Source organism: Saccharothrix espanaensis DSM 44229 (assembly GCF_000328705.1).
GTDB lineage: Bacteria > Actinomycetota > Actinomycetes > Mycobacteriales > Pseudonocardiaceae > Actinosynnema > Actinosynnema espanaense.
On sequence record NC_019673.1, the window covers coordinates 7,788,731 to 7,815,361 of the forward strand.

20 protein-coding genes are annotated in these 26,631 nt (G+C 72.5%); 11 read left to right on the forward strand and 9 right to left on the reverse strand.

Features of this window, described 5'->3' with window-relative positions; genetic code table 11:
* Positions 1-24 precede the first annotated feature (24 nt).
* Positions 25-957 (forward strand): alpha/beta hydrolase, encoded by a 933-nt coding sequence (locus BN6_RS33930; RefSeq protein ID WP_015104380.1) that lies wholly within the window; start codon positions 25-27, stop codon positions 955-957.
* Here the strand turns inward: BN6_RS33930 and BN6_RS33935 are convergent.
* Positions 954-1,367: a VOC family protein gene (locus tag BN6_RS33935; protein ID WP_015104381.1), complete on the reverse strand. Its 414-nt coding sequence runs from the start codon at positions 1,365-1,367 to the stop codon at positions 954-956. The genes BN6_RS33930 and BN6_RS33935 overlap by 4 nt on opposite strands.
* A gap of 79 nt (positions 1,368-1,446) precedes the next feature.
* On the opposite strand from BN6_RS33935, the gene BN6_RS33940 reads away from it, so the two are divergent.
* The gene (locus BN6_RS33940) at positions 1,447-2,181 is read left to right on the forward strand and encodes a helix-turn-helix domain-containing protein (protein ID WP_041315064.1); all 735 of its coding nucleotides are present in this window, start codon (positions 1,447-1,449) and stop codon (positions 2,179-2,181) included.
* Positions 2,182-2,319: 138 nt separating this feature from the next.
* Here BN6_RS33940 and BN6_RS33945 read toward each other — a convergent pair whose 3' ends face one another.
* Complete coding sequence (locus BN6_RS33945) at positions 2,320-2,907, reverse strand: TetR/AcrR family transcriptional regulator (RefSeq protein ID WP_015104383.1); 588 nt, start codon at positions 2,905-2,907, stop codon at positions 2,320-2,322.
* A gap of 219 nt (positions 2,908-3,126) precedes the next feature.
* On the opposite strand from BN6_RS33945, the gene BN6_RS33950 reads away from it, so the two are divergent.
* Positions 3,127-3,756, forward strand: a complete 630-nt coding sequence (locus tag BN6_RS33950) for a CatB-related O-acetyltransferase (protein WP_063641983.1) — start codon at positions 3,127-3,129, stop codon at positions 3,754-3,756.
* Between the two features lie 180 nt (positions 3,757-3,936).
* On the forward strand, positions 3,937-5,889 hold the full coding sequence (locus tag BN6_RS33955; protein WP_015104385.1) for a patatin-like phospholipase domain-containing protein: 1,953 nt from the start codon (positions 3,937-3,939) through the stop codon (positions 5,887-5,889).
* Between the two features lie 45 nt (positions 5,890-5,934).
* On the opposite strand, the gene BN6_RS33960 is transcribed toward BN6_RS33955, so the two are convergent.
* Both BN6_RS33960 and BN6_RS33965 read right to left on the reverse strand, forming a co-directional pair.
* Complete coding sequence (locus BN6_RS33960; protein ID WP_041319012.1) at positions 5,935-7,308, reverse strand: mycothione reductase; 1,374 nt, start codon at positions 7,306-7,308, stop codon at positions 5,935-5,937.
* A 40-nt stretch (positions 7,309-7,348) separates the two neighbouring features.
* The gene (locus BN6_RS33965; protein WP_015104387.1) at positions 7,349-7,876 is read right to left on the reverse strand and encodes a YbhB/YbcL family Raf kinase inhibitor-like protein; all 528 of its coding nucleotides are present in this window, start codon (positions 7,874-7,876) and stop codon (positions 7,349-7,351) included.
* Between the two features lie 156 nt (positions 7,877-8,032).
* On the opposite strand from BN6_RS33965, the gene BN6_RS33970 reads away from it, so the two are divergent.
* Both BN6_RS33970 and BN6_RS33975 read left to right on the forward strand, forming a co-directional pair.
* Entirely contained in the window at positions 8,033-8,848 is an 816-nt protein-coding gene (locus tag BN6_RS33970) for a polysaccharide deacetylase family protein (protein WP_015104388.1), read from the forward strand.
* An 87-nt stretch (positions 8,849-8,935) separates the two neighbouring features.
* On the forward strand, positions 8,936-10,576 hold the full coding sequence (locus tag BN6_RS33975) for a PstS family phosphate ABC transporter substrate-binding protein (protein WP_015104389.1): 1,641 nt from the start codon (positions 8,936-8,938) through the stop codon (positions 10,574-10,576).
* Here BN6_RS33975 and BN6_RS33980 read toward each other — a convergent pair.
* Positions 10,573-10,767: a hypothetical protein gene (locus tag BN6_RS33980; RefSeq protein WP_015104390.1), complete on the reverse strand. Its 195-nt coding sequence runs from the start codon at positions 10,765-10,767 to the stop codon at positions 10,573-10,575. The two genes, BN6_RS33975 and BN6_RS33980, sit on opposite strands and share 4 nt — an antisense overlap.
* Before the next feature lie 297 nt (positions 10,768-11,064).
* Positions 11,065-13,413, reverse strand: coding sequence for an endopeptidase La (gene lon, locus BN6_RS33985; RefSeq protein ID WP_015104392.1), 2,349 nt, complete (start codon positions 13,411-13,413; stop codon positions 11,065-11,067).
* Between the two features lie 155 nt (positions 13,414-13,568).
* Between lon and BN6_RS33990 the strand changes: the two genes are divergently transcribed.
* Both BN6_RS33990 and BN6_RS33995 read left to right on the forward strand, forming a co-directional pair.
* The gene (locus tag BN6_RS33990) at positions 13,569-16,217 is read left to right on the forward strand and encodes an ATP-binding protein (RefSeq protein ID WP_041315067.1); all 2,649 of its coding nucleotides are present in this window, start codon (positions 13,569-13,571) and stop codon (positions 16,215-16,217) included.
* Between the two features lie 162 nt (positions 16,218-16,379).
* Positions 16,380-17,180 (forward strand): SAM-dependent methyltransferase, encoded by an 801-nt coding sequence (locus tag BN6_RS33995; protein WP_015104394.1) that lies wholly within the window; start codon positions 16,380-16,382, stop codon positions 17,178-17,180.
* Positions 17,181-17,487: 307 nt separating this feature from the next.
* Here BN6_RS33995 and BN6_RS34000 read toward each other — a convergent pair whose 3' ends face one another.
* The gene (locus BN6_RS34000) at positions 17,488-18,741 is read right to left on the reverse strand and encodes a CynX/NimT family MFS transporter (protein ID WP_015104395.1); all 1,254 of its coding nucleotides are present in this window, start codon (positions 18,739-18,741) and stop codon (positions 17,488-17,490) included.
* An 83-nt stretch (positions 18,742-18,824) separates the two neighbouring features.
* Between BN6_RS34000 and BN6_RS34005 the strand changes: the two genes are divergently transcribed.
* Positions 18,825-19,496 carry a FadR/GntR family transcriptional regulator gene (locus BN6_RS34005; RefSeq protein WP_015104396.1) on the forward strand — a complete coding sequence of 224 codons (672 nt, stop codon included), beginning with the start codon at positions 18,825-18,827 and terminating at the stop codon, positions 19,494-19,496.
* A 200-nt stretch (positions 19,497-19,696) separates the two neighbouring features.
* Here the strand turns inward: BN6_RS34005 and BN6_RS34010 are convergent, their stop codons facing one another.
* Positions 19,697-20,605 carry a LysR family transcriptional regulator gene (locus BN6_RS34010; RefSeq protein ID WP_015104397.1) on the reverse strand — a complete coding sequence of 303 codons (909 nt, stop codon included), beginning with the start codon at positions 20,603-20,605 and terminating at the stop codon, positions 19,697-19,699.
* A 172-nt stretch (positions 20,606-20,777) separates the two neighbouring features.
* Between BN6_RS34010 and BN6_RS34015 the strand changes: the two genes are divergently transcribed.
* On the forward strand, positions 20,778-21,656 hold the full coding sequence (locus BN6_RS34015; protein WP_041315070.1) for an EamA family transporter: 879 nt from the start codon (positions 20,778-20,780) through the stop codon (positions 21,654-21,656).
* 43 nt (positions 21,657-21,699) lie between these two features.
* Here BN6_RS34015 and BN6_RS47125 read toward each other — a convergent pair whose 3' ends face one another.
* On the reverse strand, positions 21,700-25,389 hold the full coding sequence (locus BN6_RS47125) for a tetratricopeptide repeat protein (RefSeq protein ID WP_158509475.1): 3,690 nt from the start codon (positions 25,387-25,389) through the stop codon (positions 21,700-21,702).
* Between the two features lie 75 nt (positions 25,390-25,464).
* On the opposite strand from BN6_RS47125, the gene BN6_RS34030 reads away from it, so the two are divergent.
* Positions 25,465-26,379: a pentapeptide repeat-containing protein gene (locus BN6_RS34030; protein ID WP_015104400.1), complete on the forward strand. Its 915-nt coding sequence runs from the start codon at positions 25,465-25,467 to the stop codon at positions 26,377-26,379.
* The last annotated feature ends 252 nt before the right edge of the window (positions 26,380-26,631 follow it).

The window sequence follows — 26,631 nt, forward strand, 5'->3', positions numbered from 1 at the left end:
GCAATCGGCGTGCACACTGACGCGATGACCGCTGACGTGCTCGGTACCGACTACGAGACCCGGACGCTGCCGCTGGGCGGCGGGGACGTGACCGCGACCCTGGTCCGCCGCCGCGCCCAGCCCGCGACCAGGGGTGCCGTGCTCTACGTCCACGGCTTCGCCGACTACTTCTTCCAGAAGCACGTCGCCGAGCACTTCACCGCGCGCGGCTACGACTTCTACGCGATCGACCTGCGCGCGTACGGCCGGTCCCTCAAGCCCGGCCAGGCCGCGAACTACGTGACGGACCTGGCCGAGCACTTCGAGGAGATCGACGCGGCGGTGCGGCTGATCCGCGAGGAGGACCACCACGAGCGGCTGGTGGTGATGGGCCACTCGACCGGCGGGCTGATCACGTCGCTGTGGGCGGACGAACGCCGCGCGGACGACGTGCTGGACGCGTTGGTGCTCAACAGCCCGTGGCTCGACCTGGCCGAACCGTGGATCACGCGCACGGTCGGCACCGCGTTCATCCGGGGCATCGGCCGGGTCGCGCCGCGGGTGGTCCTCAAGGGCGGCATGGGCCCGGTGTACGGCGAGAGCATCCACGCCGACCACCACGGCGAGTGGGACTTCGACACGACGTGGAAGCCGATCGAGGCGTTCCCGGTGCTCGCGGGCTGGCTGCGCGCGGTGCGCCGGGGCCAGGCCCGGCTGCACCGGGGGCTGGACGTGCGGGTGCCGGTCCTGGTGCTGCGCTCCGGCCGGAGCCTGCTCAAGGCCAAGGCGTGGTCGCCCGAGGCGATGACGGCGGACACCGTGCTGGACGTGGAGCACATGCGGCGGTGGGCCCCGAAGATCGGCCGGGACGTGACGGTCGTCCAGGTGGACAACGGGATGCACGACCTGTTCCTGTCGGCGGGGCCGGTGCGGGAACGGGCGCTCGCCGAGATCGACGAGTTCCTCGACCGCGTCTAGCGCTCGTGCGGCTGCGGGCGGTGGTGGACGTACTCGACCACCGTCCCGTCCGGGTGGCGCGCGGTGAACCCGACACCGGTCGGCACGTCGATCGGCGGGTCGGTGATCACCGCGCCCTCGGCCGCCAGGCGTTCGAGGTAGCCGGCGACGTCGTCCACGAGCAGCGTGCCGTGGGTGGCGCGGAACGGCCGCGTGGTCTCGTCATCGCCCTCGATGATCAGGAACGCGCCGACGGTCGCCAGGGACAGCCCCTTCTCCGGGTACGGGGTGCGCAGGTCGGCCTCGACGCCCAAAAGCCGCTCGTAGAAGCCGATGGCGTCGTCGAGGGTGCCGGGCTGGACGAAAGCCCTGATGTACACGCGGGGTTCGGTGCGGTCGGAAGAGTCGGTGTCGCGTCGCCACAAGGTCATGGCACCAATGCTGGCCCGGCCGCGTCCAGCGGGCGAGACAGCGGTTTGTGCCGTTAGTGGCGGTAATAGGCTCGGGCGCATGTCGACCAGACAGGAGTTGGGGCGGTTCCTGCGGGCGCACCGGGCGCTGCTCGACCCGGCGGACGTCGGGTTGGCGGCGGGCCGCCGGCGGCGGACGCCGGGGTTGCGGCGCGAGGAGGTCGCGGCGCTGTCCGGGGTCGGGCTGGCCTGGTACACGTGGCTGGAGCAGGGCCGGGTGGACACCTCCCGGCAGGTGCTCGACGCGGTCGCGCGGGCGTTGCGGCTGGACGCGGACGCGCACCGGCACGTGCTGGCGCTGGCCGGGCTGCGCGCGGAGGTCCCGGCCGCCGACCTGGCCGGGCTGCGGCCGCTGGTGGACGGGCTGGCCACGCCGGCGGCGGTGGTGGACCGGCGGTTCGACGTGGTGGCGGCCAACGCCGGGTTCACGGCGCTGGCCCTGCCGGACCGCAACCTGGTGCTGGCCTTCACCGACCCGGCCTGGCGGGTCCGCACCCCGGACTGGGAACCGTTGGCGCGCACCGTGTTCCGCCAGTTCCGGGCGCAGGCCGACCGGTCGCCGGACGACCCGAGGTTCGCGGAGCTGCTGCGGGACCTGCCGTCCCGGCGCGGCGACCTCGCGCCGTGGTGGGAGTGCCGCGCGGTGCTGGAGTTCCAGGCGGCGGAGGCGACCGTGGACGGGCGGCCGTGGCGGTTCGCGCTGCTGCGGCCGGGCGCGGACCCGGAGGCCGGCGTGCTGGTGCTCAGCGCAGGTGCCCGACCGCCGGCCGGGTAGCCGACCACGGTGATTTCGTCGCGCACGGTCGGCCGCGTACGGGACCCGGAATTCCTGCGCTGGTAACGGTTCCAGGCCCACTCGGCCGTGCGGCCGGCGGCGGTGCGGCCACGGTTCCGGACGCCCGGAGCGGGACGTCTACGTGGCGAGGAGGCCGGCCCGCGCGGCGGCGAGGGCGGTACGGGCCGCGTGTTCGGCGGTGGCCCGGTCGATCGGCTCGTCGGTGATGAAGATCCGGTAGTAGAGCGGGGCGCAGGTCTGGCGGACCACCTCGACCGGGTCGGTGTCGGCCGGGACCTCGCCGCGCTGGATCGCCCTGGTGACGACGACGGCGGCCTGGGCGTGCCGGGCGGCGTAGAAGTCCTTCTTGGCCCGGCGCGCCCGGCTGGACTGCAACGCCGCCGTGACGACCGCTTCCGGGACCGCGCTGCGGCCGGGGTCGGTGAAGACGTCCACGACCTCGGTGGCGATGGCGATCAGGTCGCCTTCGAGCGTGCCGGTGTCGGGGACGGGCCACTCGACGTCGCGGCTGCTGTCGAGCGCGTCGGCGATGAGCACGTCGACGGTGCCCCAACGGCGGTAGACGGTCGTCTTGTGCACGCCCGCGCGGTCGGCCACGTTCTCGACGGTCATGCCCAGGTAGCCGCGCTGGACGAGTTCGGCGTAGGTGGCGTCGAGGACGTCGGCGCGGACGCGGGCGGAACGCCCACCGGGTCGGTTGCTCACGGCTCTCCCGTTCTCGCGTGCAATGCCGCGAATGCTAACGCAACCCAAGTTGCATTAACAGCTTCCGCGCCTTAAACGCAACACGAGTTGCACGAACGGCTCCGCTGGACGCACCTAACGCGACCGAGGTTGCGTTAGCCAACTCGGCGTGACACGGTAACGCAACACGAGTTGCGATTAGGAGTAGCTGTGACGCCCAGCCCGACCGTCCTGCACCCCATGCCCGAGCACCCCAGGGTGGTGCTGCTCAGGCCCCTGGTGGAGGGCTCGCCGACGATCGAGGTCGGCGACTACACCTACTACGACGACCCGGAGCACGCGACGGAGTTCGCCACCCGCAACGTGCTCTACGGGTACGGCCGGGAGAAGCTGGTCATCGGCCGGTTCTGCGCCCTGGCCACCGACACCCGGTTCATCATGGCCGGCGCGAACCACCTGACCACCGGCGTCTCCACGTTCCCGTTCACGATCTTCGGCGGCCAGTGGGCCGAGTCCACCCTCGACCTGATGACGACCATGCGGACGCGCGGCGACACGGTCGTCGGCAACGACGTCTGGTTCGGCTACGACACCACCGTCATGCCCGGCGTGCGCATCGGCGACGGCGCGATCATCGCCACCGGCGCGGTGGTGACGTCCGACGTCCCGCCGTACACCGTGGTCGGCGGCAACCCCGCGCGGCCGGTGAAGCAGCGCTACTCCGACGACGGCGTCGACCTGCTGCTGCGCGCGGCGTGGTGGGACTGGCCGATCGACCTCGTCACGGCGAACGTCCGCACGATCATGTCCGGCACGCCGGAGCAGGTCGCCGACATCGCGCGGGCCCACGGCCTGTTCCGGGCGGGGTGATCGGCGGGCGACCGTCGCTTTCGGACGCGGCCCGCGCGGGGCCGGTTGCCGCCCGGTGGTGGGCCGGACGGACGTGCCGCGCGGCGCGGTCCCGGCGCACCCGGTCGCGGACCAGTCGATCGGTCTAGCGCGTTCGCCCGCGCCGGGCGCGATCATTGTCCGGCGCGAGGGAGGTCGCCCATGGCCGACGAGCAGGCCGACGAACGGGAAGAGTTCAACCGCTACTGCGACGTGACCATGCGGGGCGGGACCACGAGCGGCGTGGTCTACCCGTGGGCGGTGGTGGAACTGGCCCGGCACTACCGGTTCCGGTCGCTGGGCGGGGCTTCGGCCGGGGCCATCGCGGCCGCGTTCACCGCCGCCGCCGAGAAGGGGCGCGAGCGGGGCGGGTTCGACCGGCTCGCCGAGACGATCCGGTGGTTCGCCGCGCCCGGCTGGCGGATGGCGCAGCTCTTCCAGCCCGCCGAGTCGACCCGCAAGCTGTACCGGATCGTCGCGGCCTCCATGCAGTCGCGCGGCACGACCGGGCGCAGCGCGACCACGTGCCTGATCCTCGCCCTGCTCGGCGCGATCGGGTTCCGGGCCAAGGCAGCGCTGGCGCTGGCCGTCCTGCTGTGGCTGGTCGGGCCGGTCGCGTGGTTCCTGGCGGTCGACTGGGGCGGGACGCCGACCTGGCTGCTGGTCGGGGTGATCGCGCTGGTCGCGGTCGCGGTGCCGCCGATCGTGGTGCGGCTGCGGCCCCGCCGCAGGTCCACGACGTCCGGGTGGTCGGCGTGGGCCCGCCGGCTCGGCACGGCGCTGCTGCTGGTCGTGCCGCTGGTCCCGGTGCTGGTGGCGATGTCCTGGCGCTTGGCGGACTTCGCGTCGCTGGCCGTCGCGGTGGTGTGGTGGCTGGTGCTCGGGTTCGCGTGCCTGAGCGCGGTGGCGCTCACCTACCTGTTGGGGGCCAAGCGATTCCTCGACCGGATGGCGACCAAGGTCCACTTCGGACTGGTGCCGGGCACGGGCACCTTCAAGGCGAACTTCTGGGACCGGCGGTGCGGTGTGCCGGCCTCGACCGGGGTGCCGCCGATCGCCGAGTGGTTCACCACCGAGCTCGACGAGCTGTCCGGCGTCACCGACCTGAAGTTCTCGCACCTCACCACGAACCTGGTGCTGATGACCACGGACCTCTCCGAGGGCCGCCCCTACCGGCTGCCGTTCACCGAGCCCGCCGCGCCCTGGCTGTACTGCGAGCGGTGCCTGGAGTACGTCGTGCCGCAACGGGTCGTGCGCGCGATCGGCGGCGCCGAGACCGGGCACCGGTGCCCGCTGCACCCCGAGGACGCGCTGCGCGACCTGCCCGCCGACCTGCCGGTCGCGCTGGCGGTGCGGATGAGCATGCCGCTGCCGGGCCTGATCGCGGCGGTGCCGCTGTGCCGGGCGGAGCCGCTGCCCCGCGTGCACTGGTTCTCCGACGGCGGGATCACCAGCAACTTCCCGATCCACTTCTTCGACACGCTGCTGCCGCGCTGGCCGACGTTCGGCCTCACGCTCGGCCCGTACCCGGGTCCGGACGCGCCGCCGGTGTGGCTGCCCGAGCAGGACGCGGCGACCTCCGGCACGCCGTGGAGCGAGATCGGCGGGGTGGGGCGGTTCGCGGCGTCGATCCTGAACACGATGCTGGACTGGCGGGACACGATGCAGTCCGCGCTGCCCGGCTACCGGGGCCGGATCGCGCAGGTCCGGCTGGCCGACCACGAGGGCGGCACGAACCTGTTCATGCGCCCGGAGACGATCCTGGCCCTGGCCGAGCGCGGCAGGGCGGCGGGCGAGCTGCTGCGCACCCGCTTCACCGCCGACGACGCGGCCGACACCGACCGCTACCGCTGGATCCGGATGCGCCTGGCGATGCGCGAGTACCAGCAGCTGGGCGACCAGGCCCGGCGGCGCTCGGAGCTGTACAAGGACCTGGCGGAGGACTACCCGATCCCGGAGGACCTGAAGGACTGGTTCGAGGTGCCGCCCGGTGGCGCGGACCCGAACGCCACCGACATCGCGCTGATCCTCGACGCCCTGGGCGCGGTCGGCTCGGCCCGGTTCGACGGCGAGCCGCCGGTGGACCCGGACCTGCGGCTGAGCCCGCCGGAGTGACCCGGACCGCGCCCCGCCCCGAGGTCCGGGCGGGGCGCGGCGGGCTCAGTCCAGGTCGAGGTTGAGCAGGGCGTTCTCGATGACCTCGGGCATCGCGGGGTGGATCCAGTACTGGCCGCGGGCCATCGACCGCGCGTCCAGGCCGAAGCTCATCGCCTGGATCACGGGCTGGATCACGCTCGACGCCTGCGGCCCGATGACGTGCGCGCCGAGCAGCTGCCCGGTCGCCGGGTCGGCCAGCACCTTGGCGAAGCCGGTGTCGTCCTCCATCGCCCAGCCGTAGGCGATGGCCGCGTAGTCCTGCTTGGCCGCCACGTACCGCACGTCGAGCGCCTTCGCCCGCTCCTCGGTCAGCCCGACGGACGCGATCTGCGGCGAGGAGAACACCGCCGACGGCACGAACCGGTGGTCCGCGGCCACGAGGTCACCGGGGTGCAGCAGGTTGTGCTGGACGACCCGCGCCTCGTGGTTGGCCACGTGCTTGAGCTGGTGCTCCGAGCTGATGTCGCCCAGCGCCCACACGCCGGCCGCGGAGGTGCGCTGGTACTCGTCCACCACGACCCGGCCGTCCGGGTGCACGTCGATCCCGGCGGTGGCCAGGTCCAGCAGGTCGGAGTTGGGCGTGCGGCCGACCGCGACGAGCAGTTCGTCCGACGCCACCACCTCGTCGCCGGTCGGGCCTTCCAGGTGCAGCCGCACCTCGCCGTCGACGCGTTCGGCGCGCACCGCCTTGCGGCCCAGCCGCACGTCCCACCTCTGCCCGGCGATCTCGGTGAAGCGGGCGGCGACGTCGTGGTCCTCGTTGCGCAGCAACAGGTTCGAGCGGCCCACCACGGTGACCTCGACGCCGAACGACGAGAACACATGCGCGAACTCGGCCGCGACGAACCCGCTGCCCAGGATGGTCAGCCGCTTCGGCAGGGCGTCGAGCCGCATGATCGTGTCCGACGTGTGGTAGCCGACCGAGGCGAGGTCCGCGACGTCGGGCAGCACCGGGCGGGAGCCCGCGGCGAGCACGAACCGGTCGGCGGTGATCACCTCGCCGGTGCCGGTGTCCAGCGTCCGCGGTCCGACGAACCGCGCGGTGCCCTCGAACACGGTGGTGTTCGGGTTCTCCTCGGCCCGCCAGCGCCGCCCGCCCGCCGAGATCGGGTCGATGCGGCCGAAGATCCGGTCCCGCACGTCGGTCCACCGGACGCCGTCCAGGGTCGCGTCGACGCCCAGCCGCGCGCCCGCGGCGGGTGCGGCGGCCAGGTCGGCGGTGTGCACGAACATCTTGGTGGGGATGCACCCGACGTTCAGGCACGTGCCGCCGAACACCCCCTTCTCGACGATCGCGATGTCCCAGCCCGCGAATCGCTCGTCGGCGATCGAGTTGCCGGAGCCGGAACCGATGATGACCAGGTCGAAGTGCCTCACGTCCTGGTTGAACCCCGGACGCGAGGCGCTCATTCCCGGGTCAGCTCGCATACGTCGGGGTGATGATCGCGCGGGCCAGCGTGTGGAAGGCCAGGGTGAAGCCCACCGCGGCAGGCGACGAGTCCGGCGTCACGTCCAGCGCGTCCACGTCCACCGCGTGCACCACGAAGAAGTACCGGTGGGCCGGGTCGCCGGGCGGCGGGGCGGCACCGCCGAACGACCGGGTGCCGTAGTCGTTGCGCACGTGGAAAGCGCCGCCGGGCAGCGTGTCGTCGGACGCGCCCGCGCCGGTGGCCAGCGAGGTGGTGGACGCGGGCAGGTTCACCGCGACCCAGTGCCAGAAGCCGGACGGGGTGGGCGCGTCCGGGTCGAAGCAGGTGACCACGAAGCTCTTGGTGCCGGCCGGGAACCCGGACCAGGACAGGCTCGGCGAGGTGTCGCCGGCCGCGTGCACCTGGGCGTCGGGCAGGGTCTCGCCGTCGCGCACGTCGTCGGACGTCACGTCGAAGGCCGCCACGGCGGGCAGCAGCGAGTAGGGATCGGGAGCGACGGGGCGCTCAAGGCTCATCGGAGTCCTCCACACTCGGGTGACGGGACCCTACCGCCGGGTGAATCCGGTCGCAGAGTCGTCACGGGGCAACCCCCAGCACCCGGGGAGCGTCTAAAAATCGGGTAAGGCACCCTGATTCCGCAGGCGTGCCGAGCCCACGGGGGGATTTCCAGCATGCGAAGAATCAGAGCGGCGGTGGCGGCTGCCCTGGCCGTCGTCACGGTGTCGTGCGGCACGGCGGAGCCGGTGGCCCAGCCGTCCACCGCGACCACCACCACGACCACCGTGACGACCACCACACCGCCCACCGCGGTGCCCGGTCCGGGCGGGGTCACGGTGCCGGTGTTCCAGCACCCGTACCGGTTCGGCTCCGCCCAGGCGAAGGTGCCGGCCGCGCCGGACGGGCTGCTGCCGGTGGTGCGGCGGATCGAGACCGACAAGCCGTACGTGTTCATCACCATCGACGACGGCGCGGTCCGGCACCCGGCGGCGCTGGAGCTGATGCGCTCGTCGAACGTGCGGCCGTCGCTGTTCCTCAACACCAAGCACGTCCAGGACGGACCGCCGTTCTTCAAGGCGCTCCAGGACCAGGCCCACGCCAAGGTGCACGCGCACACCGCGACCCACCCCAACCTCCAGGGCAAGGGCTACGAGTTCCAGAAGCAGGAGATCTGCGGCAACGCCGACTACCTGGAGGGCCAACTGGGCGTGCGGCCCACGCTGTTCCGGCCGCCGTTCGGCAACTACGACGGCACCACCCGGCGCGCGGCCACCGACTGCGGGTTCTCCGCGCTGGTCATGTGGACGGCGGCGGTCAACGACGGCGTGGTGCAGTTCCAGGCGGGCGGCAAGCTCAACGCCGGCGACATCGTCCTGATGCACTTCCGGCAGAGTTTCGTCGAGGACTTCGTCGCGTTCCTGAACCGGTGCGAGCAGGACGGCCTCACGCCGGTCCCGTTGGAGGACTTCCTGTCCACCACTGCGCCCTAGTCACCTTGCCGGCGCGTGAAGTCCCGGTGAACGTCGGGCCATCGCCGGGGGCGATGACCGGCTCGCGACCGAGAATTCGGTGTGCAGATGCTGCGGTCCGCGCTGGACTTCCTCGGTGGTCCCGGCCCGGTGGCGCTCGCGATCGCGTTGTTGTTCGCGACCCCGGTCATCGACCGGCTCTTCGTGCGCCGCAAGCGGGTCGGGTTCCGCGTGCTGTACAACTCCAAGATCGGCCTGGGTCCCGAGCAGCTCCACGACGGCACCGACGCGCACGCGCCGCAGCTCCGCGAGCTGGTGCGGGTGCTGGACCGGATGTCGATCGTGGTCATCCGGGTGCGCAACTCCGGCACCTACGACATCGACACCGACGACTTCGACAAGCCGCTGACGTTCACGTTCGGCAGCCGGGTGGTGTGGAACGCCCGGGTCTCCGAGGCCGGCTCCGAGGAGCTGCGCGCCGAGGTGCGGCGCAGCCTGCAGTTCTTCGGCCGGGAGGAGGGCCAGGTCCGCGCGCCGCTGACCACCGTCCGGGAGCGGATGTCGCTGAGCGTGAGCCGGCTGTTCCGCACCGGCGCGGACCGCCCGCCCGCGCTGACCGAACCGGTGTGGCACGGGGTGCGCCTGGACGGGTTGACGTTGCGCCGCAAGCAGAAGTTCAAGCTGCTGGTGGTGCTGCGCGAGCCGGAGGGCAACCGCAGCGGCGAGCTGGGCAAGGAGGTCAAGGTCTCGGGCAGCCTCGGCGGCGCGGGCATCCTGCACGACGAGAAGCAGGAGCGGTTCCTCACCCTGCCCCGGCTGACCGGCGGCCTGGCGGCGCTGCTCGCGGGCGTGCTGGTGCTGACCCTGGCGTGGACGCCGGAGGCCCAGGACCCGACCGTGTCGTGCGGGACGGGCTCGCTGCGGGTCGAGGGGTCCAGCGTGTTCATGCCGACCATGTCCCGCATCGCCGAGCAGTACGCGAAGGCGTGCCCGCAGGCGCGCGTGGAGACCGAGGCCACCGGCAGCCTCGCCGGCGTCCGGGCGGTCGCCGCGGCCGAGCCGGGCAAGGCGCTGATCGCGCTGTCGGACGGCAAGCAGGAGACCCGGGACGTCGTGGCGCAGCAGGCCGCGATCGTCGTCTACCAGGTGGTGGTGCACGACTCGGTGCACCTGGACGCGCTCACCGTGAAGCAGTTGCAAGGCATCTACAGCGGCGAGTACACCGACTGGCAGCAGCTGCGCGGCGGTGACCCGCTGCCGATCCGGATCGTCGGCCGGGGCAGCGAGTCCGGCACGCGGGAGCTGTTCGAGCAGCGCGTGCTGGGCACCACGGAGGGCAAGCTGACGTCCAACAACTGCCGCACCCCCGACCGCGACCCGCAGGCCAAGGTGATCCGCTGCGAGCGGGACAAGAACAGCGACGTGGTGCGCGAGATCGCCACCGTGGAAGGTGCCATCGGGTACGCCGACGCGCCGTCGGTGACCGAGGCCCGCAAGACCGCCACGCTGACCGCGTTGTCGTTGGACGGCAAGGTGTTCGACGCGGTGTCGGGAGTCGACTCGGGCTACCAGTTCTGGACCGTCGAGTACCTGTACACGAAGGTGCAGCCCGCCGAGGACTCGTTGCAGGCCAAGTTCATCAAGTACGCCCGCGAGCACGACGACGCCCGCATCCGGATGAAGGACGCGGGCTACCTGCCGTGCCGGACCCCCGACGGCGGGCCGCTGGAGCTGTGCAACCTGCGCTAGATGACGGTGATGGTGAGCACGGCCGGGTAGCCGCCGGCCCGCGTCGACGTGGGCGCGTGCAGCGTGAGGTCGGCAGTCAGCACAGCGGTGCCCGAGCCGTGCGCGGCGGTGAAGGCCAGGACGCGCGGCTCCCGCAACCCGGCCCCGTCCGGCACCGCCCCGCCGGGCAGCCCTCCCGGACCGGGCGGCACGACGGCACCAGGACCTGGGTCGGCGACTGGTCGACCACCCGCGGCACCCAGCCCAGGTTCGCCGCGTCGACCACGTCCCCCGGTGCCGAGCCGAACCGTTCACGCACGGCGAGACGCGCGCGTCGGACACCCGACCCAGCCGCGCCACGGCCGTCCGCGCCATCTCCGCGGATGATCCACCGGCCTCGCACGGTGAGCCACGCCGGTGACAGCAGCGCGTCCACGTCCGTCACGCCGAACAGCGCGCAAACGGACTCGGCGGACCAGTAGAAACTGATCCGCCGAGCCCGCGCCGCGTCACGCCGCCGCTGTCACCGCCGTCGGCTCCAGCGCCAGCTCCAGCACCTCGCGCACGTCACCCACCAGGTGCACGGTGAGCGCGTCGCGCACCTCCGCCGGCACGTCGTCCAGGTCGGGTTCGTTGCGCTGGGGCAGCAGCACGGTCGTGATGCCCGCCCGGTGCGCGGCGAGCAGCTTCTGCTTCACCCCGCCGATCGGCAGCACCCGCCCGGTCAGCGACACCTCGCCGGTCATCGCCACGTCCGCCCGCACCGGCCGGCCCGAAAGCAGGGACGCCAGCGCCGTCGTCATCGTCACGCCCGCCGACGGCCCGTCCTTGGGCACCGCGCCCGCCGGCACGTGGAGGTGCACGCCCCGGTCGGCCAGCGCCTCCGCCCGGCTGTCGTGGGAGCGCAGGTAGGACAGCGCGATCTGGGCCGACTCCTTCATCACCTCGCCCAGCTGCCCGGTCAGCGTGACGCCGGCGGTCCCGGTGCCCCGCGAGGCCAGCGACGCCTCCACGAACAGCACGTCACCGCCCGCGCCGGTCACCGCCAGCCCGGTCGCCACGCCCGGCACCGCCGTGCGCTCGGCCGACTCCGGGGTGAACTTCGGCGAGCCCAGGTACCCGCGCAGGTCCGGCACGTCCACCCCGACCGGCAGCTCCGCCTCGTCCAGCGCGACCCGCGCGGTCACCTTGCGCAGCACCCGCGCCAGCGACCGTTCGAGCTGCCGCACACCGGCCTCCCGGGTGTACTCGCCGGCCAGCTTGCGCAGCGCGTCCTCCGTGATGCCCACGTCGTCACCGGTCAGCCCGGCCCGTTCGACCTGGCGCGGCAACAGGTGGTCGCGCGCGATGGTGACCTTCTCGTCCTCGGTGTACCCGTCGAGCCGCACCAGTTCCATCCGGTCCAGCAGCGGGCCGGGGATCGACTCCAGCACGTTGGCCGTGGCCAGGAACACCACGTCCGACAGGTCGAGCTCGACCTCCAGGTAGTGGTCCCGGAACGTGTGGTTCTGCGCCGGGTCCAGCACCTCCAGCAGCGCCGCCGTCGGGTCGCCCCGGTAGTCCGCGCCGACCTTGTCGATCTCGTCGAGCAGCACCACGGGGTTCATCGACCCGGCCTCGGCGATGGCCCGCACGATCCGACCGGGCAGCGCGCCCACGTAGGTCCGCCGGTGCCCCCGGATCTCGGCCTCGTCCCGGACTCCGCCCAGCGCGACCCGGACGAACTCCCGTCCCATCGCCCGCGCCACGGACTCGCCCAGCGACGTCTTGCCCACCCCGGGCGGCCCCACCAGCGCGAGCACCGCGCCGGACCGCCGCCCGCCGACCACGCCCATGCCCCGGTCGGCCCGCCGGCGGCGCACCGCGAGGTACTCGGTGATGCGCTCCTTCACGTCGTCCAGGCCGGCGTGGTCGGCGTCCAGCACGGCCCGCGCGCCCGCGATGTCGTAGGAGTCCTCGGTCCGCGAGTTCCACGGCAGTTCCAGGACGGTGTCCAGCCAGGTGCGGATCCACCCGGTCTCCGGCGACTGGTCGGAGGTGCGCTCCAGCTTGTCGACCTCGGCCAGGGCCGCCTTGCGCACGTTCTCGGGCAGGTCCGCGCCCTCGACCCGGGCCCGGTAGTCCTGCTCCTCGGTGGCGGGCTTGCCGTCCAGCTCGGCCAGTTCCTTGCGGATGGCGGCGAGCTGCTGACGCAGCAGGAACTCCCGCTGCTGCTTCTCGACGCCTTCCTTCACGTCCTTGCGGATGGTCTCGGCGACGTCCAGCTCGGTGAGGTGCTCCCGCCCCCACACCAGCAGCTTCTCCAGCCGCTCGGCGACGTCGCTGGTCTCCAGCAGCCACACCTTCTGGGTGTCGCCCAGGTACGAGGCGTACCCGGCGAGGTCGGCCAGCGCGGACGGCTCGTCCACCTGCTGCACCGAGTCGACGACCTGCCACGCCCCGCGCTGCTGGAGGATCGTGGTGACCAGCGCCCGGTACTCGCGGGCCAGCTCACGCGTCCGGTCGTCCACCGGCGACTCGTCGGCGACGGTCGCCTCCACCCACAGCGCCGCCCCGGGCCCGGTCGTCCCGGTCCCGATCCGGACCCGCTCGGTGCCCCGCACGACCGCCGCCCGTTCACCCCCGGACAGCCGTCCGACCTGCTCGATCACCGCCAAGGTGCCGACCTTGGCGTACTTGCCGTCCAACCGGGGCACCAGCAGCACCCGGGCCGGCCCGTCCCCGGCGGAAGCGGCCTCCACGGCGGCACGCGCCTCGGCGGTGGCGTCCGAGCCGGTGAGCCGGATCGGCACGACCATGCCGGGGAGCACGACCACGTCGTCCAGCGGCAGCACCGGAAGCGCCAGCGTCTCACCCATGTCGATCCTCCAAAGTTGAGTCTGTAAGGCTCAACCAAGGTGAGCGGGCGTTTGTTTCCCGCACCCGTTCGCTCTGAGCGAGCGCCCTACAGCGTTCGGGTGCTGCTCCCCTTCCACACTGCGCCGGACGGCCCGAACCCGGCACGATTCCCACCGTGACAGCACACCTCGCCGGACCGGCCAGGTCCGCGGTGCACCGCACGATCGTGGTGGTCGACGTCGAGGGGTTCGCCGACCGGCGGCGGACCCTGCCGCACCAGCTGGGCACCCGCGCCGCCCTGTACCGGGTGGTCGAGGGCGCGCTGCGGGCGGCCGGCGTGCGGTGGGCGGACTGCCACCACGAGGACCGGGGCGACAGCGTCTTCGCCCTGGTCCCGCCCGAGGTGCCCAAGACGCCCCTGGTCGAGGTGCTGCCCGGCGCGCTGGTGGCGGCGCTCCGCGAGCACAACCGCACCTGCCCGCCGGAGCAGCGGTTCCGGCTGCGGCTCGCGGTGCACGCGGGCGAGGTCGCCTTCGACGACCACGGCGCGACCTCGACGTCGCTGACCACCGCCTTCCGCCTGGTCGACGCCCCGCCGCTCAAGCAGGCGCTCGCCGACTCGCCCGGCACGCTCGCCCTGGTCGTGTCCCGCTGGGTGTTCGACGAGGTGGTGCGGCACTCCGCGGTGCTCGACCCGGCCACGTTCCGCCCGGTGCGGATCCGGGTGAAGGAGGTGCGGGACACCGCGTGGATCGCCCTGCCCGACCACCCCTACCCGCGGGCGACCGCCACCGCGGACCCCCTCGACGCGGGCACGGTCCCCCGCCAACTGCCCGCCGCCCCCGCGCCGTTCATCGGCCGGCACGACGAAGCGGCCCGGATCGACCGCGCCCTCGACGCCGTCGGGTCCGCCACGGTGCTGATCTCCGCGATCGGCGGGGCGGGCGGGATCGGCAAGACGTGGCTGGCGCTGCACTGGGCGCACCGGCACGCCGAGCGGTTCCCGGACGGGCAGCTGTTCGTCGACCTGTGCGGCTTCTCGCCCACGGGGGAACCGATGCCCTCGACCGAGGCGCTGCGCGGGTTCCTCGACGGCCTGGGCGTCGACCCCGGCCGCGTCCCGGCGGACCTGCACACCAGGGCGGCGCTCTACCGGAGCCTGGTCGCCGGGAAGCGGGTGCTGGTGGTGCTGGACAACGCCGCCACGGTCGAGCAGGTCACCCCGCTGCTGCCCGGCGACGCCGGGTGCACCGTCGTGGTCACCAGCCGCCGCCGGCTGGACAGCCTGGTCACCGCGCACGACGCGCACTACGTGGACCTGGGCGTGCTCGCCGACACCGAGGCCCACCGCCTGCTCACCACCAGGCTCGCCGTCGGCCGGGTCGAGTCCGAGCCCGAGGCGGTCGACCACCTGCTGCGGGTCTGCGCCGGGTTCCCGCTGGCCCTGGCCATCATCGCGGGCCGCGCCCGCACCCACCCCCACCTCCCGCTGGCCGCCCTGGCCGGCGAACTGCGCGACGAGGCCACCCGGTTGGACGTGCTGGACAGCGACGACCCGGCCGCCAGCCTGCCCACCGTGCTGTCGTGGTCGCTGCGCGCCCTCCCGCCGCACCAGCGGGAGGTGTTCGCCCTGCTCGGCATCGCGCCCGGCCCGGACATCGGCCTCGACGCCACCGCGCGCCTGGTCGACCTGACGCCGGCCGAGGCGCACCTGGCGCTGCGCCGGCTGGTGCAGGCGTCCCTGCTGGTCGAGGACGCGCCGGGCCGGTGGCGGATGCACGACCTGATCCGACGCTACGCGGCCAAGCGCGCGATCCACGACCTGACCGACGCCGACCGCGAGGCCGCGCTGCGCCGGGTGGTCAACGCCTACGTCGACGCCGCCCGGACGAACGCCCGGCGCATGCACCCGTCGGTCAGCGAGGTCATGCCGATCTTCGGGATGATGGGGGCCGGCCCCCGGACACCACCCGACAGCCTGCGCGAGGTCCTGGACTGGTTCCGGGTCGAGTACCTGAACCTCGTCGCCGTCGAGCAGATCGCCGCAGCACGGGCCTGGAACACGCAACTGTGGCAACTGGTGTGGTCCCTGCAGACCGTACGGGTGATGCTGGGCCGCTTGGACGAGAACGTGGCCGCGTGGCGGGCAGCGCTGGCCGCCGTGGCCGACCACCCGGACCCGGCCGTGCTGCCGTGGACGCACGGGTTGTTGGGCTCGGCCCTGAACTGGACCCAGGAGACCGCCGCAGCGGAAGAGCACCTGACCGCCGCGCTGGAGGGCGCGATCCGCCTCGGCGACACCGGCGTCACGGCCCACCTGCACTTCCTCCTGGCCTGGCGGCACGAACTGGCGGGCGAGGACGACCGTGCCCGAGAGGAAGCAGAGCACTGCCGGCGGCTGGGCGGCCCCCGCGCGGAGGCCTACGCACTGCACGTACTGGGCCGCTGCCACACCAGAGCGGGCGAGCACGACCAGGCCCACGCCTGTTTCGAACGGTCGGTGGCCCTGCACCGCGCGGACAACGACCTGTTCGGCGAGGTCGAGATGCTGGACTGCCTCGGCGAAAGCGCCCGCCGCGCGGGCCTCCCCGGCGCGGTCGCACACCACCGACAGGCGCTGGAACTGCACGGCAGGGTCGGCATCACCCGCTTCTGGGCCGACGCCCTGGACCACCTGGCACTGGCCCACCTGGCCGACGGCGACCACGACCAGGCCCGCGAAGCGTGGCAAGAAGCCCTGGACCTCTACCGCGAGCAGAGACGCGAGGAAGACGCCACCCGCGTCCAGCAACAACTACACGACCTACCCAACACCCACCCCTGACCCCACCCCGCAACAGACACCCACCCACACCCCACGACCCGCGATCGTCAGCACCACCGACACCCCCACTCCACCTGGCAAACCCCACGACCGCCCGTTCAGAGGTTGTGCCCGGTTTGTGCCCCGTGAACGATCACGCGGGTCGGCGACGAAGGGGAAGACATGGAGCAGGCAAGCTGGGTCCCGTCCTCGGTAGACCTGGACCGCCCGAGCGCAGCCCGCATGTACGACTACTTCCTGGGCGGCTCGCACAACTTCGCGGCGGACCGCGAAGCCGCGAAGTCCGTGGAACAGATCTTCCCCGGCATGGCCGGAGCCTCCCGGGCGAACCGCTCGTTCCTCCGCCGGGCGGTCCGCTACCTGCTGGACCAGGGCATCGACCAGTTCCTGGACCTGGGATCGGGCATTCCGACCGTGGGCAACGTCCACGAGATCGCCCAACAGGCCGATGAGAACGCGAAGGTCGTCTACGTCGACGTGGAACCGGTCGCCGTCGCGCACAGCACCGCCATGCTGGCGACCAACCCCCACGCCGGCGCGATCCAAGCCGACCTGCGCGACCCGGACTCCGTGCTGAACAACGACACCGTCCGCGACATGCTCGACTTCACCCGGCCGATCGGCCTGCTGATGGTCGCGGTGCTGCACTTCGTCCCGGACAGCGACAACCCCGAAAAGGCCCTGGCCCGCTACCGGGAAGCCCTGCCGAAGGGCAGCTACCTGGCCATCTCCCACGGCAGCCTGGAAGGCATCAACCCGGACGGCCTCGAAGACACCGAACAGATCAAAGCGATCTACCGCCGCACGGACAGCCCCCTGACCTTCCGCACCCGCGACGAGGTAGCCAAGTTCTTCACCGACCTGGACGTGGTCCCACCCGGCGTGGTCCCCCTGTCCGAATGGCACGCCGACTCAGCCGACGCCTACATCAGCGCCTACGTAGGCGTAGCCCGCAAGCCTTGACCACATCCCCACCCACCCGCAATCCCACACGTCCCCACCGAGTCGCGTTCTCCCCGTATGGCCTGCGCGCAGCGAACCGCGCTTTGCCAGGGTCTGCAAGCACGCCCTTCGCTTGCAGACCCTGGCAAAGGGTGGTTGTCTCCCGACCAGGCCATACGGGGAGAACGCGACGGACGCTCTTCTCCCCCGGCGGCCTGCCCAGCGGCGAGCGTCGCTCTTGCCTTGCGCTCTTGCCTTGCGCTTTCACCCACCGCTCTCGTCTTTCGCCCGAGACCCCCGGCCCCCGGCCGCCGGCCCCCGGCGAAGCTCAGACCGTACGGGGACGCCCCGCGACCCACCCCAGCCCGGTCAGCAACAGCAGCAACCCCACCAACACCAGCATCGACAACGTCCAATCCCCGGTGGCCCCGCGCAGCACGCCGAAGGCGAACGGCCCGGAAGCGGAGATCAGGTACCCGATGCTCTGCGCCATCGCAGACAGCCGAGCAGTGTCCGAAGTGGACGAGGTGCGCAACGAGATCATGACCAGTGCCAGCGGGAACATCCCCATCCCCACCCCGATGAGCACCACCCACAGCGCCGGCGCGAGGCCGGGCGCGAGCGCCAGCCCCAGCACGCCCGCCACCGACAGGGTGCCCAACCCGAGCACCAGCCCGGACTGGCTGGACCGCCGAGCGGCCAGCGGTGGCACGATCAGGCTCACCGGCACGCCCAGCACCATCGTGATCGCCAGCAGCAGCCCGGCCGTCGTCCGGTCCACCCCGGCGTCGCCGAGGATCTGCGGCAGCCACCCCATCACCGTGTACGCCAGCAGCGACTGCAGCCCGAAGAACACCGTGATCACCCAGGCCAGGGGGCTGCGCACCAGGGATCGCCGCTTACCCGTGCGGACCGGCGCCGAGCGCACGACCTCGCCGTGCCGGGCCCCGGCCAGCCACACCACCAGCGCCGCCGCCGACAGGAACGCCCACGCCCCCACGGCCAGCCGCCACGACCCGAACGCCGACTCCATCGCCGGCGTGAACGCGGCACCCAGCGCCGCCCCGGCCGCCAGCGCGGCCGTGTACACACCGGTGATCAGGCCGACCTTGCCCGGGAACGAGTCCTTGACGACCACCGGGATCAGCACGTTGCAGACCGCGACGCCGGCGCACGCGATGAACGTCCCGCCCAGCACGACCGCCGGTCCGTCGATCACCCGGAGCACCAATCCGGCGGTCAGCACCGTCAGCGACAGTGCGACCGCTCGGGCCATTCCCAGCCGCCGTCCGAGCCAAGGCGCGAGGAACGCCGCGAACCCGAAGCACAGCGTGGGTACCGCCGTAAGCACGGACGTCCACGCCGTGGACACCCCCAATGACGTCCGCACATCGCCGAGCACAGACGCCAGACTGGTCACCGCCGGGCGCAGATTGGCGGCGGCGAGCGCTACGCCGATCGCCAACAGGGTGCTGCCGACCAGGGCAACTTGGCGGTTCCGGGTCACCGGAGCAGCAGGACTACCAGAAGGATGGACCGCGATCGTCGCATTGGCACCGGGATCGGTGGCAATGTGAACCATCGGTGTCCGGTCTGGCTGGGTCTGCTGGATCCTCACCGGGCTACTATTACAGACATGGGATGTTCGGATGAAAGGATGACGTTGTGCCGTTGGCCACTACCCGGCGGGCCGGACTCGTCGACCAGGTGATCGACCAGATGAGGGACGCGATCGCCGGCGGTGAATGGCCGGTCGGCCAGCGCATCCCGCCGGAGCCGGAACTCGTCACCGCGCTCGGAGTGGGTCGCAACACCGTGCGGGAGGCGGTGCGTGCGCTCTCCCACGCCGGACTGCTGGAGGTCCGCCAGGGCGACGGCACGTTCGTGCGCGCCACCAGCGAACTGTCCGGCGCGGTGCGCCGGCTGTGCGGCAGTGAGCTGCGCGACGTCCTCCAAGTGCGCCGCACGCTGGAGGTCGAGGGCGCGCGCCTGGCCGCGGCCCAGCGCACCGACGACGAACTGCGCCGACTGGAAACCCTGCTCGCGGAACGGGACGCCGCGCTGCTCGACAAGGACTGGGAACGCCTGGTGGAACGCGACGCCGCGTTCCACGTGCTGCTCGTGCAGTGTTCGCACAACACCCTGCTGGCCGAGCTCTACCAGGGCCTCACCGAGGCCGTCCGGGCGAGCATCACCGCAACCGTCGAAACCGACCACGAAGACGCTCACGTCTCCCACACCGGTCTGCTGGACGCAGTCCGCGACCGCGACACCGCACGTGCCGCTGCCGAGGCCGGTGGCTTCCTGGAGGAACTTCTGGAGCGGCACTCAAAATAAAACCTCACCGCTCACCGCTCACCGCGCTCGACGCCTCGTACCCCAGCGTGCGAGAAGCAGGCGGGGACCTCCCACGGCGGCGGAAGTACCTTGGGAGGTCCCCTGGTGAGTGGCCTGCTCAACGACCGGGTCGATCAGCCGCTCGTCACGGAAGTCGTCACACCCGGCACCGTTGCAACGACACGATGCCCGATCGTTAGTTAGGCAGTCAAACGTTCATCCCAACAGCCGCGCAGCGCCGCCAGGGTGGCCACCACCGCCGGTCGTCGTCCCGCCTGCGTGCGCCACATCGCGAACACGCGCCTCGTCGGTGTCGGCGTGAACGCCACCGCCCGCACGCCGTCCGGCAGCGGCCCGCGTCCCAGTCGGGGCAGCAAAGCCACCCCCACCCCCCGCTCCAGCAGCGCGATCTGCGTCTCATACTCGCTGATCCGGAAGGCGAGATCGGGCTCCATCCCCGCCATCCGGAACGTGTTCACCAGCCAGTCGTGGCAGATCGTGCCCTCGGGCTGGCAGATCCAGCGCTCGCCGGCCAGGTCCTCCGGCACCACCGACTCCCGGTCCGCCAGCGGGTGCCCGACCGGCAGCAGCACGTCGGCGAAGTCCTCGCCCAGCCGCGCCCGGGACAGCCCGTCCGGCACGGCGAGCGGCGCGTTGTCCCAGTCGTGCGTCACCGCCAGGTCCAGCTCGCCACGCGCCACCAGCTCGATCGCCGGCGGCGGGTCCAGCTCCACCAGCCGCACGTCCAGCGCCGGGTGGTCGCGTGCCAGCGCCACCAGGACCGCCGGCACGAGGCCGCGCGCGGCCGTGGCGAACGCCCCGATCCGCAACTCCCCGACCGCCGCGCCGCGCTGCTGCTCCAACGTCACCTCGGCGTGCTCGACCAGGCGCAACACCTGGTCGGCGGTGGCCGCGAGCAGGTGCGCCGCGTCGGTCAGCGCGATCCCGCGCCCACGGCGTTCCAGCAGCGTGGTGCGGGTCTCCCGTTCGAGCTTGGCGATCTGCTGGGACACCGCCGACGGCGTGTAGCCCAGAGCGAGCGCCGCCGCGCCGACCGATCCGTGCCGGGCCACCGCGTGCAGTGCACGCAACCTCCCCAGGTCGAGCATCCCGCCTCCTGCTGCTCAGCGGGCCTCGACCCGACAACCCGCCACTCCCCACGCCACCCGCCCAGCCGCCTGTCCAAGCATGACCGCAGCACACCACAGTGTAGCCACGCTTAACTCAAAGCTTCAGAACACGTCGCTGGTGCTAAACGATCCGAGCGCCAACACTCGAGCTGTGAAACCTGGTCACGCCGCGCTGGCGGTACTCACCACCACCATCTGGGGCGTCAACTTCGTCGTGATCAAGGTGGGCCTCGACGAGTTCCCGCCACTGCTGTTCTCGTCGCTGCGGTTCCTCGCCGCCGCCGTGCCCGCGCTGTGGTTGGTCGGCAAGCCGCGGGTGGCCTGGAAGTGGATCGCGGCGGTCGCCGCCACGCTCGGCGTCGCCAAGTTCGGGCTCTTGTTCCTGGGCATGAGCGAGGGGATGCCGGCCGGCCTGTCGTCGCTCGTGCTCCAGAGCCAGGTCATCTTCACCATCGCCTTCGCGACCGTGCTGCTCAAGGAACGCCCGCGACCCGTCCAGCTCGTCGGCATCGCCATCGCCGCCACCGGGATCGTGCTGATCGCGCTGGACTACGGCCTGACCAGCCCGATCTCCGCCCTGCTGCTGGTCGTCCTGGGCGCGATCGCCTGGGGCCTGTCCAACGTCGCCACCCGCTACGCCAAGCCGCCGGACGCGCTGAGCTTCATCGTCTGGGTGAGCGCCTTCGCCACCCTGCCCCTGCTCCTGCTCTCCGTGATCTTCGAGGGCCCTTCGGCGATCATCACCGCGCTGGGCAACGCGAGCTGGGCGGGCGTCACGTCGCTGCTGTTCGTCGCGTGGGTCTCGACCCTCTTCGGGTTCGGCGTGTGGGGTTTCCTGCTCCGCGAGCACAACGCGAGCACCGTCGTCCCGTTCGCGCTGCTCGTCCCCGTCGCCGGCATGTTCTCCGGTTGGCTCTTCCTGGACGAGAACCTCTCGCCCGTGCGCCTCGGTGCCGCCGCCCTGGTCATCGCCGGCATGGCCGCGACAACCATCCCCAGACCAGCCCGCGTCCTGACACCCGTCCCGTAATCACTCCCGCCTCGACCCACCCCTCACTCTCACTCCCGCAGCCTCACTCCCGCAGCCGATCCACCCGACGCCGCGCGGCGCGCGCCTTCTCGTGCCGATCAGCCTTCTCGTACAGGCCCACCGCGCGCGTGAACCAGCGCCGTGCGGCGTCCACCTCCCGGTCGTGGCGGGCGATGAACCCGAGCCGCTCCGCGATCCGGCCTTCCCTCATCGGATCTCCGCGCCCCTCGACCACCCGCAACGCCGCCGCGTACCGCCCCCGGGCCTCCGGGTACCGCCCCTCCGCACGGTCCACCGCACCGAGGTGGCACATGCCGTCCACCTCGCCCCGCCAGTCGCCCGACTCCCGGCAACGGGCGAGCGCCTCTTCGTAGTACCCCCGCGCCACCTCGAACTGACGCTTGCCGAGCGCCACGTTCCCCAGGTCCGCCAACACCTGGACCTCGGCCGCCCGATCGCCGAGCAGCCGCGCGGCTTCCAGCGCCAACGGGAACAGCACCGCACAGTCGTCCCACCGCCGTCGCCGCACCAGGTGTCCGGCCAGGCGACCGGTCAACCGCAGACACCCTCTCCGATCACCCCTTCCAGCCCCATCAGCCCGCTCGGCCGCCGCGACCACCGCCGGCAACTCGACCTCCAACGCCTCGTCCAGAGTCTCCACGTCCAGCGCCGCCACGTAGTGATCCACCAGCCGCGCCAACGCTTCTCCGCCCTCCGTCCCCTCCACCAGCCCCTCCGCGTACACCCGGACCAGGTCGTGCCACCGGAACCAGCCGCCCACCTCCTCCACCAACCGAGTCCGCCGCAACACCGCGAGCAACTCCGCAGCCCGCGCCTCCGACTCCCCTACCAGCGCCGCCGCAGCAGCGACCCCGATCGGTCCCCCCGGATGAACCGACAACAGCCGCAACATCCGAGCCGCACCCACCCCCAACCGCTCGTAAGCAACCTTCAAAATCCCGCCCGCCGCCCCTCCCGCCACCCCACGCAACGCTTCGACCAGCCCCGCAACCTCCTCTCCCGCCTCAGCCCCTGCCGCCTCAGCCCCCACCGCCCCCGCCGCGACGCTCAACGCCAACGGCAGCCGCCCACACAGCTCCACCAACTCGCCCCGAACCCGATTGCCCGCACCCGCCGGCGCACCACTCCGAGACAGAACCCCGTCGACCAGTTCCAGCGCCTCACCCCCGTCCATCACACCCAGCCCGAACCGCCGCACCCCACCAGCCCTCGCCCCACCAAACGCCGCCCCACCAAACGCCTCCCCCGCGTGACGACTGGTGATCAGCACCCGATGCGCCCCGACGAGCGGCAACAACGGCTCCACCTGACCGGCATCCGCCGACGCCCCGTCCAACACCACCAGCACCCGTGCACGCCCGGCCAACAACGACCGGTACAGCGCCACGCGTTCCGCGAGCCCGTCCGGTATGCGCTTCGCCGACACCCCCAACGCCCGCAGCAACTCCCCCAACGCGACCTCCGGCGACACCCGCCGATCCGGGTCGTCCCCGCGAAGCTCCACGAACAGCACGCCACCTGGGAACCACCCCGCCGCCGCAGCGTCCCGCGCCGCACGCACCGCCAACGCCGTCTTCCCCACCCCGGCCTCACCGGTCACCACAACCCTGGTCGTCACAACTCCGGTCACCACAACTCCGGCCCCCGCCTCACCCGACCACAGCGCGTCCGCCACTTCGCGCAACACCTCGCCCCGCCCGACGAACTCCCCCACCGCCGGCAGCCCGGCCACCACCTCCCGCAACCGCTGCCGCGCCAAGCGTTTGCGGACGCTGCGGACCATGTTCTCGTCGCCCAGCTCCAAGTACTGCCCGAGCGCCCGCGTCCACCACGTCCGCGCCGCTCCCGCGTCCTGCTCCCGGGCCGCCACGATCCCCCGGCACAACGCCACCCGTGCCTGCCGCAGCACGTCCCCGTGCTGCACCGCCAACGCCATCGCCTCGCCGTACCGCTCGTGCGCGTCCGCGTACCGCCGCCGGTCCCGCGCGACCGTGCCGAGGTTGAACAGGATGTCCGTCTCGCCGCGCCGGTCGCCCAGCTCCCGGTACAGGGCCAGGGCTTCTCCGTAGCGCTCCTCCGCCTCCGCCAACTCCCGGACCAGCCGCGCGATCGACCCGAGGTTGTGCACCGCCTGCGCGACCCGCGCCCGGTCGCCCAGCTCCCGTCCGACCTCCAGGTACTCCAGGTAGTACGCGCGAGCGTCGCCGAACCTCCGCTGTTCCCGGGCAACCCGCCCGAGCCGGCGCAACACCCGCGCCTCCCCGACCCGCCCACCCAGCCGCTCGCCGACCCGCTCACCTCGCGACCCATCAAGCGGCCCACCCACTCGCTCACCGAACGCCCCACCCGGCGACCCAGCCGGCGACCCGCCCAGCCGGCGCGCCGCCTCCAGCGCGACCGGGAACACCCGCGTGCAGTCGTCCCACAGCCGCCGGTAGAACAGGTACGCCGACATCGCCAGCGCCAGCCGCAGCGCGAGGTCCGGCCGTCCGACGCGGTGCGCCGTCCCGACCGCTTCGACCAGCGTCGGCTGCTCGGTCTCGAACCAGGTCAGCGCCTCGCGCCCGAACTGGCCCGTCGGCGTGCCGCGCGGGTCGTGCGACTCGACGGTCGTCGCGTAGTGGTCCAGCAGGCGGACCAGGGCGTCTTCGGCGTCAGCGTCTTCACGGGCGCGTTCTTCGGCGTACAGGCGGAGCAGGTCGTGGCTCCGGAACCAGCCGCGCGGTTCGCCCGCCTCCACCATGTGCGCCCGCCGCAACGCCGTGAGCAGCTTCGTCGCCTCGCGTTCCGGGACGCCCGCCAACGCCGCCGCCGGCACCCCGACCTGCCGTCCCGGGTTCAGCGCGAGCAGCCGGAACAGCCGGGCCTCCGCCGGCGTGAGGCGGTGGTAGGACAGGTCGAACGCGGCGTGCATCCCGACGCTGTCCCCGTAGGCCAGCTCGCCCAGCCGCGTGGACGCCCCGCGCAGCGCCTCGACCAGCTCCGCCACCGGCTGCTCCGGGTCGCCGGCCAGGATCGCCGCCACGATGCTCAACGCCAGCGGCAGGTTTCCGCACAACGCCACCAGTTCGGCCGCCGACCCGGGCGTGATCCGGTCGTCGTCGGGACGGGCCGCGCGGACCGCCGCGTCGACCAGCGCCACCGCTTCGGCGTCCTCCAACACGGTCAGGTCGATCAGCCGCGCCCCGGTCAGGTCGGCGAGCGTGTGCCGGCTGGTGACCAGCACCCGGTGCGCGGCGGAGTTCGGCAGCAACGGACGCACCTGGCCTGCCGCCGAAGCGTTGTCCAGCACGACCAGCACCGGCGCGCGCTCAGCCAACAACGACCGGTACAACGCCTCACGCCCCGCGAGCCCGTCCGGCACGTGCTCTGCCGGCACGCCCAACGCGCGCAGGAACACCGACAGGGCGATTTCCGGGGTCACGCGGTGCTGCGGGTCGTAGCCCTGGAGATCCACGAACAACACGCCGCCGGGGAACCACCCGGCCGCCACGGCGTCGTGCGCGGCCCGCACGGCCAGCGTCATCTTCCCGACCCCGGCCAGACCGGCCACCGCCGACAGCACCACCGGCACAGCGTCGTCCTTGGGGCGCAACGCATCCGCCAGCCCGGCCAGCGCTTCGGCACGTCCGGTGAACACGTCCACCGGGGGCAGTCCCGCCAACGCCCGAGGCCCCGAGACCGCGCCGGACGTGTCGTCACGATCACCCACGGGCCCTTTCTACCGCACGGACTGGTGATTGACGGGTGATCACGATTCCGATGGGCTGTGACGGTGGAGCACCGGGTGTTGTCGCCCAGGACGATCGCCGGCTGGGGCGTCGGGCTGCTGGCACTGGCCGCCGGCTCGATCGTGCTGCTGCTGGCCACCCTCGGGTCGGGCGCGCCGGAGGACGGCGTCCGGCTGGACGTGATCCGGACGGCGTCCAGCATCGTGCTGGGCGGGGGCGGCGCGGCGGCGCTGCTGCTGACCGCGCGCCGGCAGCGGTCGACCGAGCTGGACCTGGCGCAGAAGGACCACGACGCCACCGAGCGGCGGGTCACCGAGCTGTACGGCAAGGCCGCCGACCAGCTGGGCAGCGAGAAGGCCCCGGTCCGCTTGGCCGGGCTGTACGCGCTGGAGCGGCTCGCGCAGGACAACCCGGCGCACCGGCAGACCATCGTGCACCTGGTGTGCGCCTACCTGCGGATGCCGTTCACGCCGCCGCCGGACGTCCGGGCCCGCACCGGCCCGCGCGACACCGCGCGGTTCCAGGAGCAGGAGGTGCGGCAGACCGCGCTCGGCCTGCTGGCCGGCCACCTGCGACCGGACCGGCCGGAGGTCTTCTGGTCGGACATCTCGCTGGACCTGTCGCACGCGACGCTGGTGAAGCTCACCCTGACCCACGCGCGGGTGCGCCGCGCGTCGTTCGTCGGCACCACGTTCGTCGGGCCGGCCACGTTCCGCGGCACGGAATTCACCGGTCACGCGGACTTCCGGGAGGCGCAATTCCGCGGTCTCGCGGATTTCCGCCGGGTCGGGTTCGGCGAATCGGTGTTCCGCGGCGCGTGTTTCTCCGGCGAGACGGATTTCGGCGTGCACACCCCCGCGTCCCTCGCCGGGGCCCGCGCCAAACCCGCTGACCTGCGGCGGAAGTGGCCCGATGGGTGGTCGGAGCGGCCGGCCGAGGACGGCTGGGCGGACCTCGCCCACCAATCGTGACCGGGCTTCGCCCGATCGGACTACGTATCCCCTGCCGGCCTAACGGTACTTTCCCAGTGTGACTACTCGCGAGTGGAGGTGTGCCGTGCGCTGCACCACCATCATGGCCCTCCACCTGTCCGCAGGTGCGGACGCCGTCTAGCGGACTTCCCTGGCGGATCTCCCCTGGCGGGTTCCCGAGCGGACCTCCCGAGTTCCGAACGGCCGTGTTCGCGGCCACCGGGCCACTCCGGCGAGCAGTCACCCGACTTG

What these genes read in the sequence shown, in the direction of transcription:
- BN6_RS33930 (WP_015104380.1), top strand. Translation starts at nt 25, where the DNA reads ATGACCGCTGACGTGCTCGGTACCGACTACGAGACCCGGACGCTGCCG.
- BN6_RS33935 (WP_015104381.1), bottom strand. Translation starts at nt 1,367, where the DNA reads ATGACCTTGTGGCGACGCGACACCGACTCTTCCGACCGCACCGAACCC.
- BN6_RS33940 (WP_041315064.1), top strand. Translation starts at nt 1,447, where the DNA reads ATGTCGACCAGACAGGAGTTGGGGCGGTTCCTGCGGGCGCACCGGGCG.
- BN6_RS33950 (WP_063641983.1), top strand. Translation starts at nt 3,127, where the DNA reads ATGCCCGAGCACCCCAGGGTGGTGCTGCTCAGGCCCCTGGTGGAGGGC.
- BN6_RS33955 (WP_015104385.1), top strand. Translation starts at nt 3,937, where the DNA reads ATGGCCGACGAGCAGGCCGACGAACGGGAAGAGTTCAACCGCTACTGC.
- BN6_RS33965 (WP_015104387.1), bottom strand. Translation starts at nt 7,876, where the DNA reads ATGAGCCTTGAGCGCCCCGTCGCTCCCGATCCCTACTCGCTGCTGCCC.
- BN6_RS33970 (WP_015104388.1), top strand. Translation starts at nt 8,033, where the DNA reads ATGCGAAGAATCAGAGCGGCGGTGGCGGCTGCCCTGGCCGTCGTCACG.
- BN6_RS33975 (WP_015104389.1), top strand. Translation starts at nt 8,936, where the DNA reads ATGCTGCGGTCCGCGCTGGACTTCCTCGGTGGTCCCGGCCCGGTGGCG.
- lon (WP_015104392.1), bottom strand. Translation starts at nt 13,413, where the DNA reads ATGGGTGAGACGCTGGCGCTTCCGGTGCTGCCGCTGGACGACGTGGTC.
- BN6_RS33995 (WP_015104394.1), top strand. Translation starts at nt 16,380, where the DNA reads ATGGAGCAGGCAAGCTGGGTCCCGTCCTCGGTAGACCTGGACCGCCCG.
- BN6_RS34000 (WP_015104395.1), bottom strand. Translation starts at nt 18,741, where the DNA reads ATGGTTCACATTGCCACCGATCCCGGTGCCAATGCGACGATCGCGGTC.
- BN6_RS34010 (WP_015104397.1), bottom strand. Translation starts at nt 20,605, where the DNA reads ATGCTCGACCTGGGGAGGTTGCGTGCACTGCACGCGGTGGCCCGGCAC.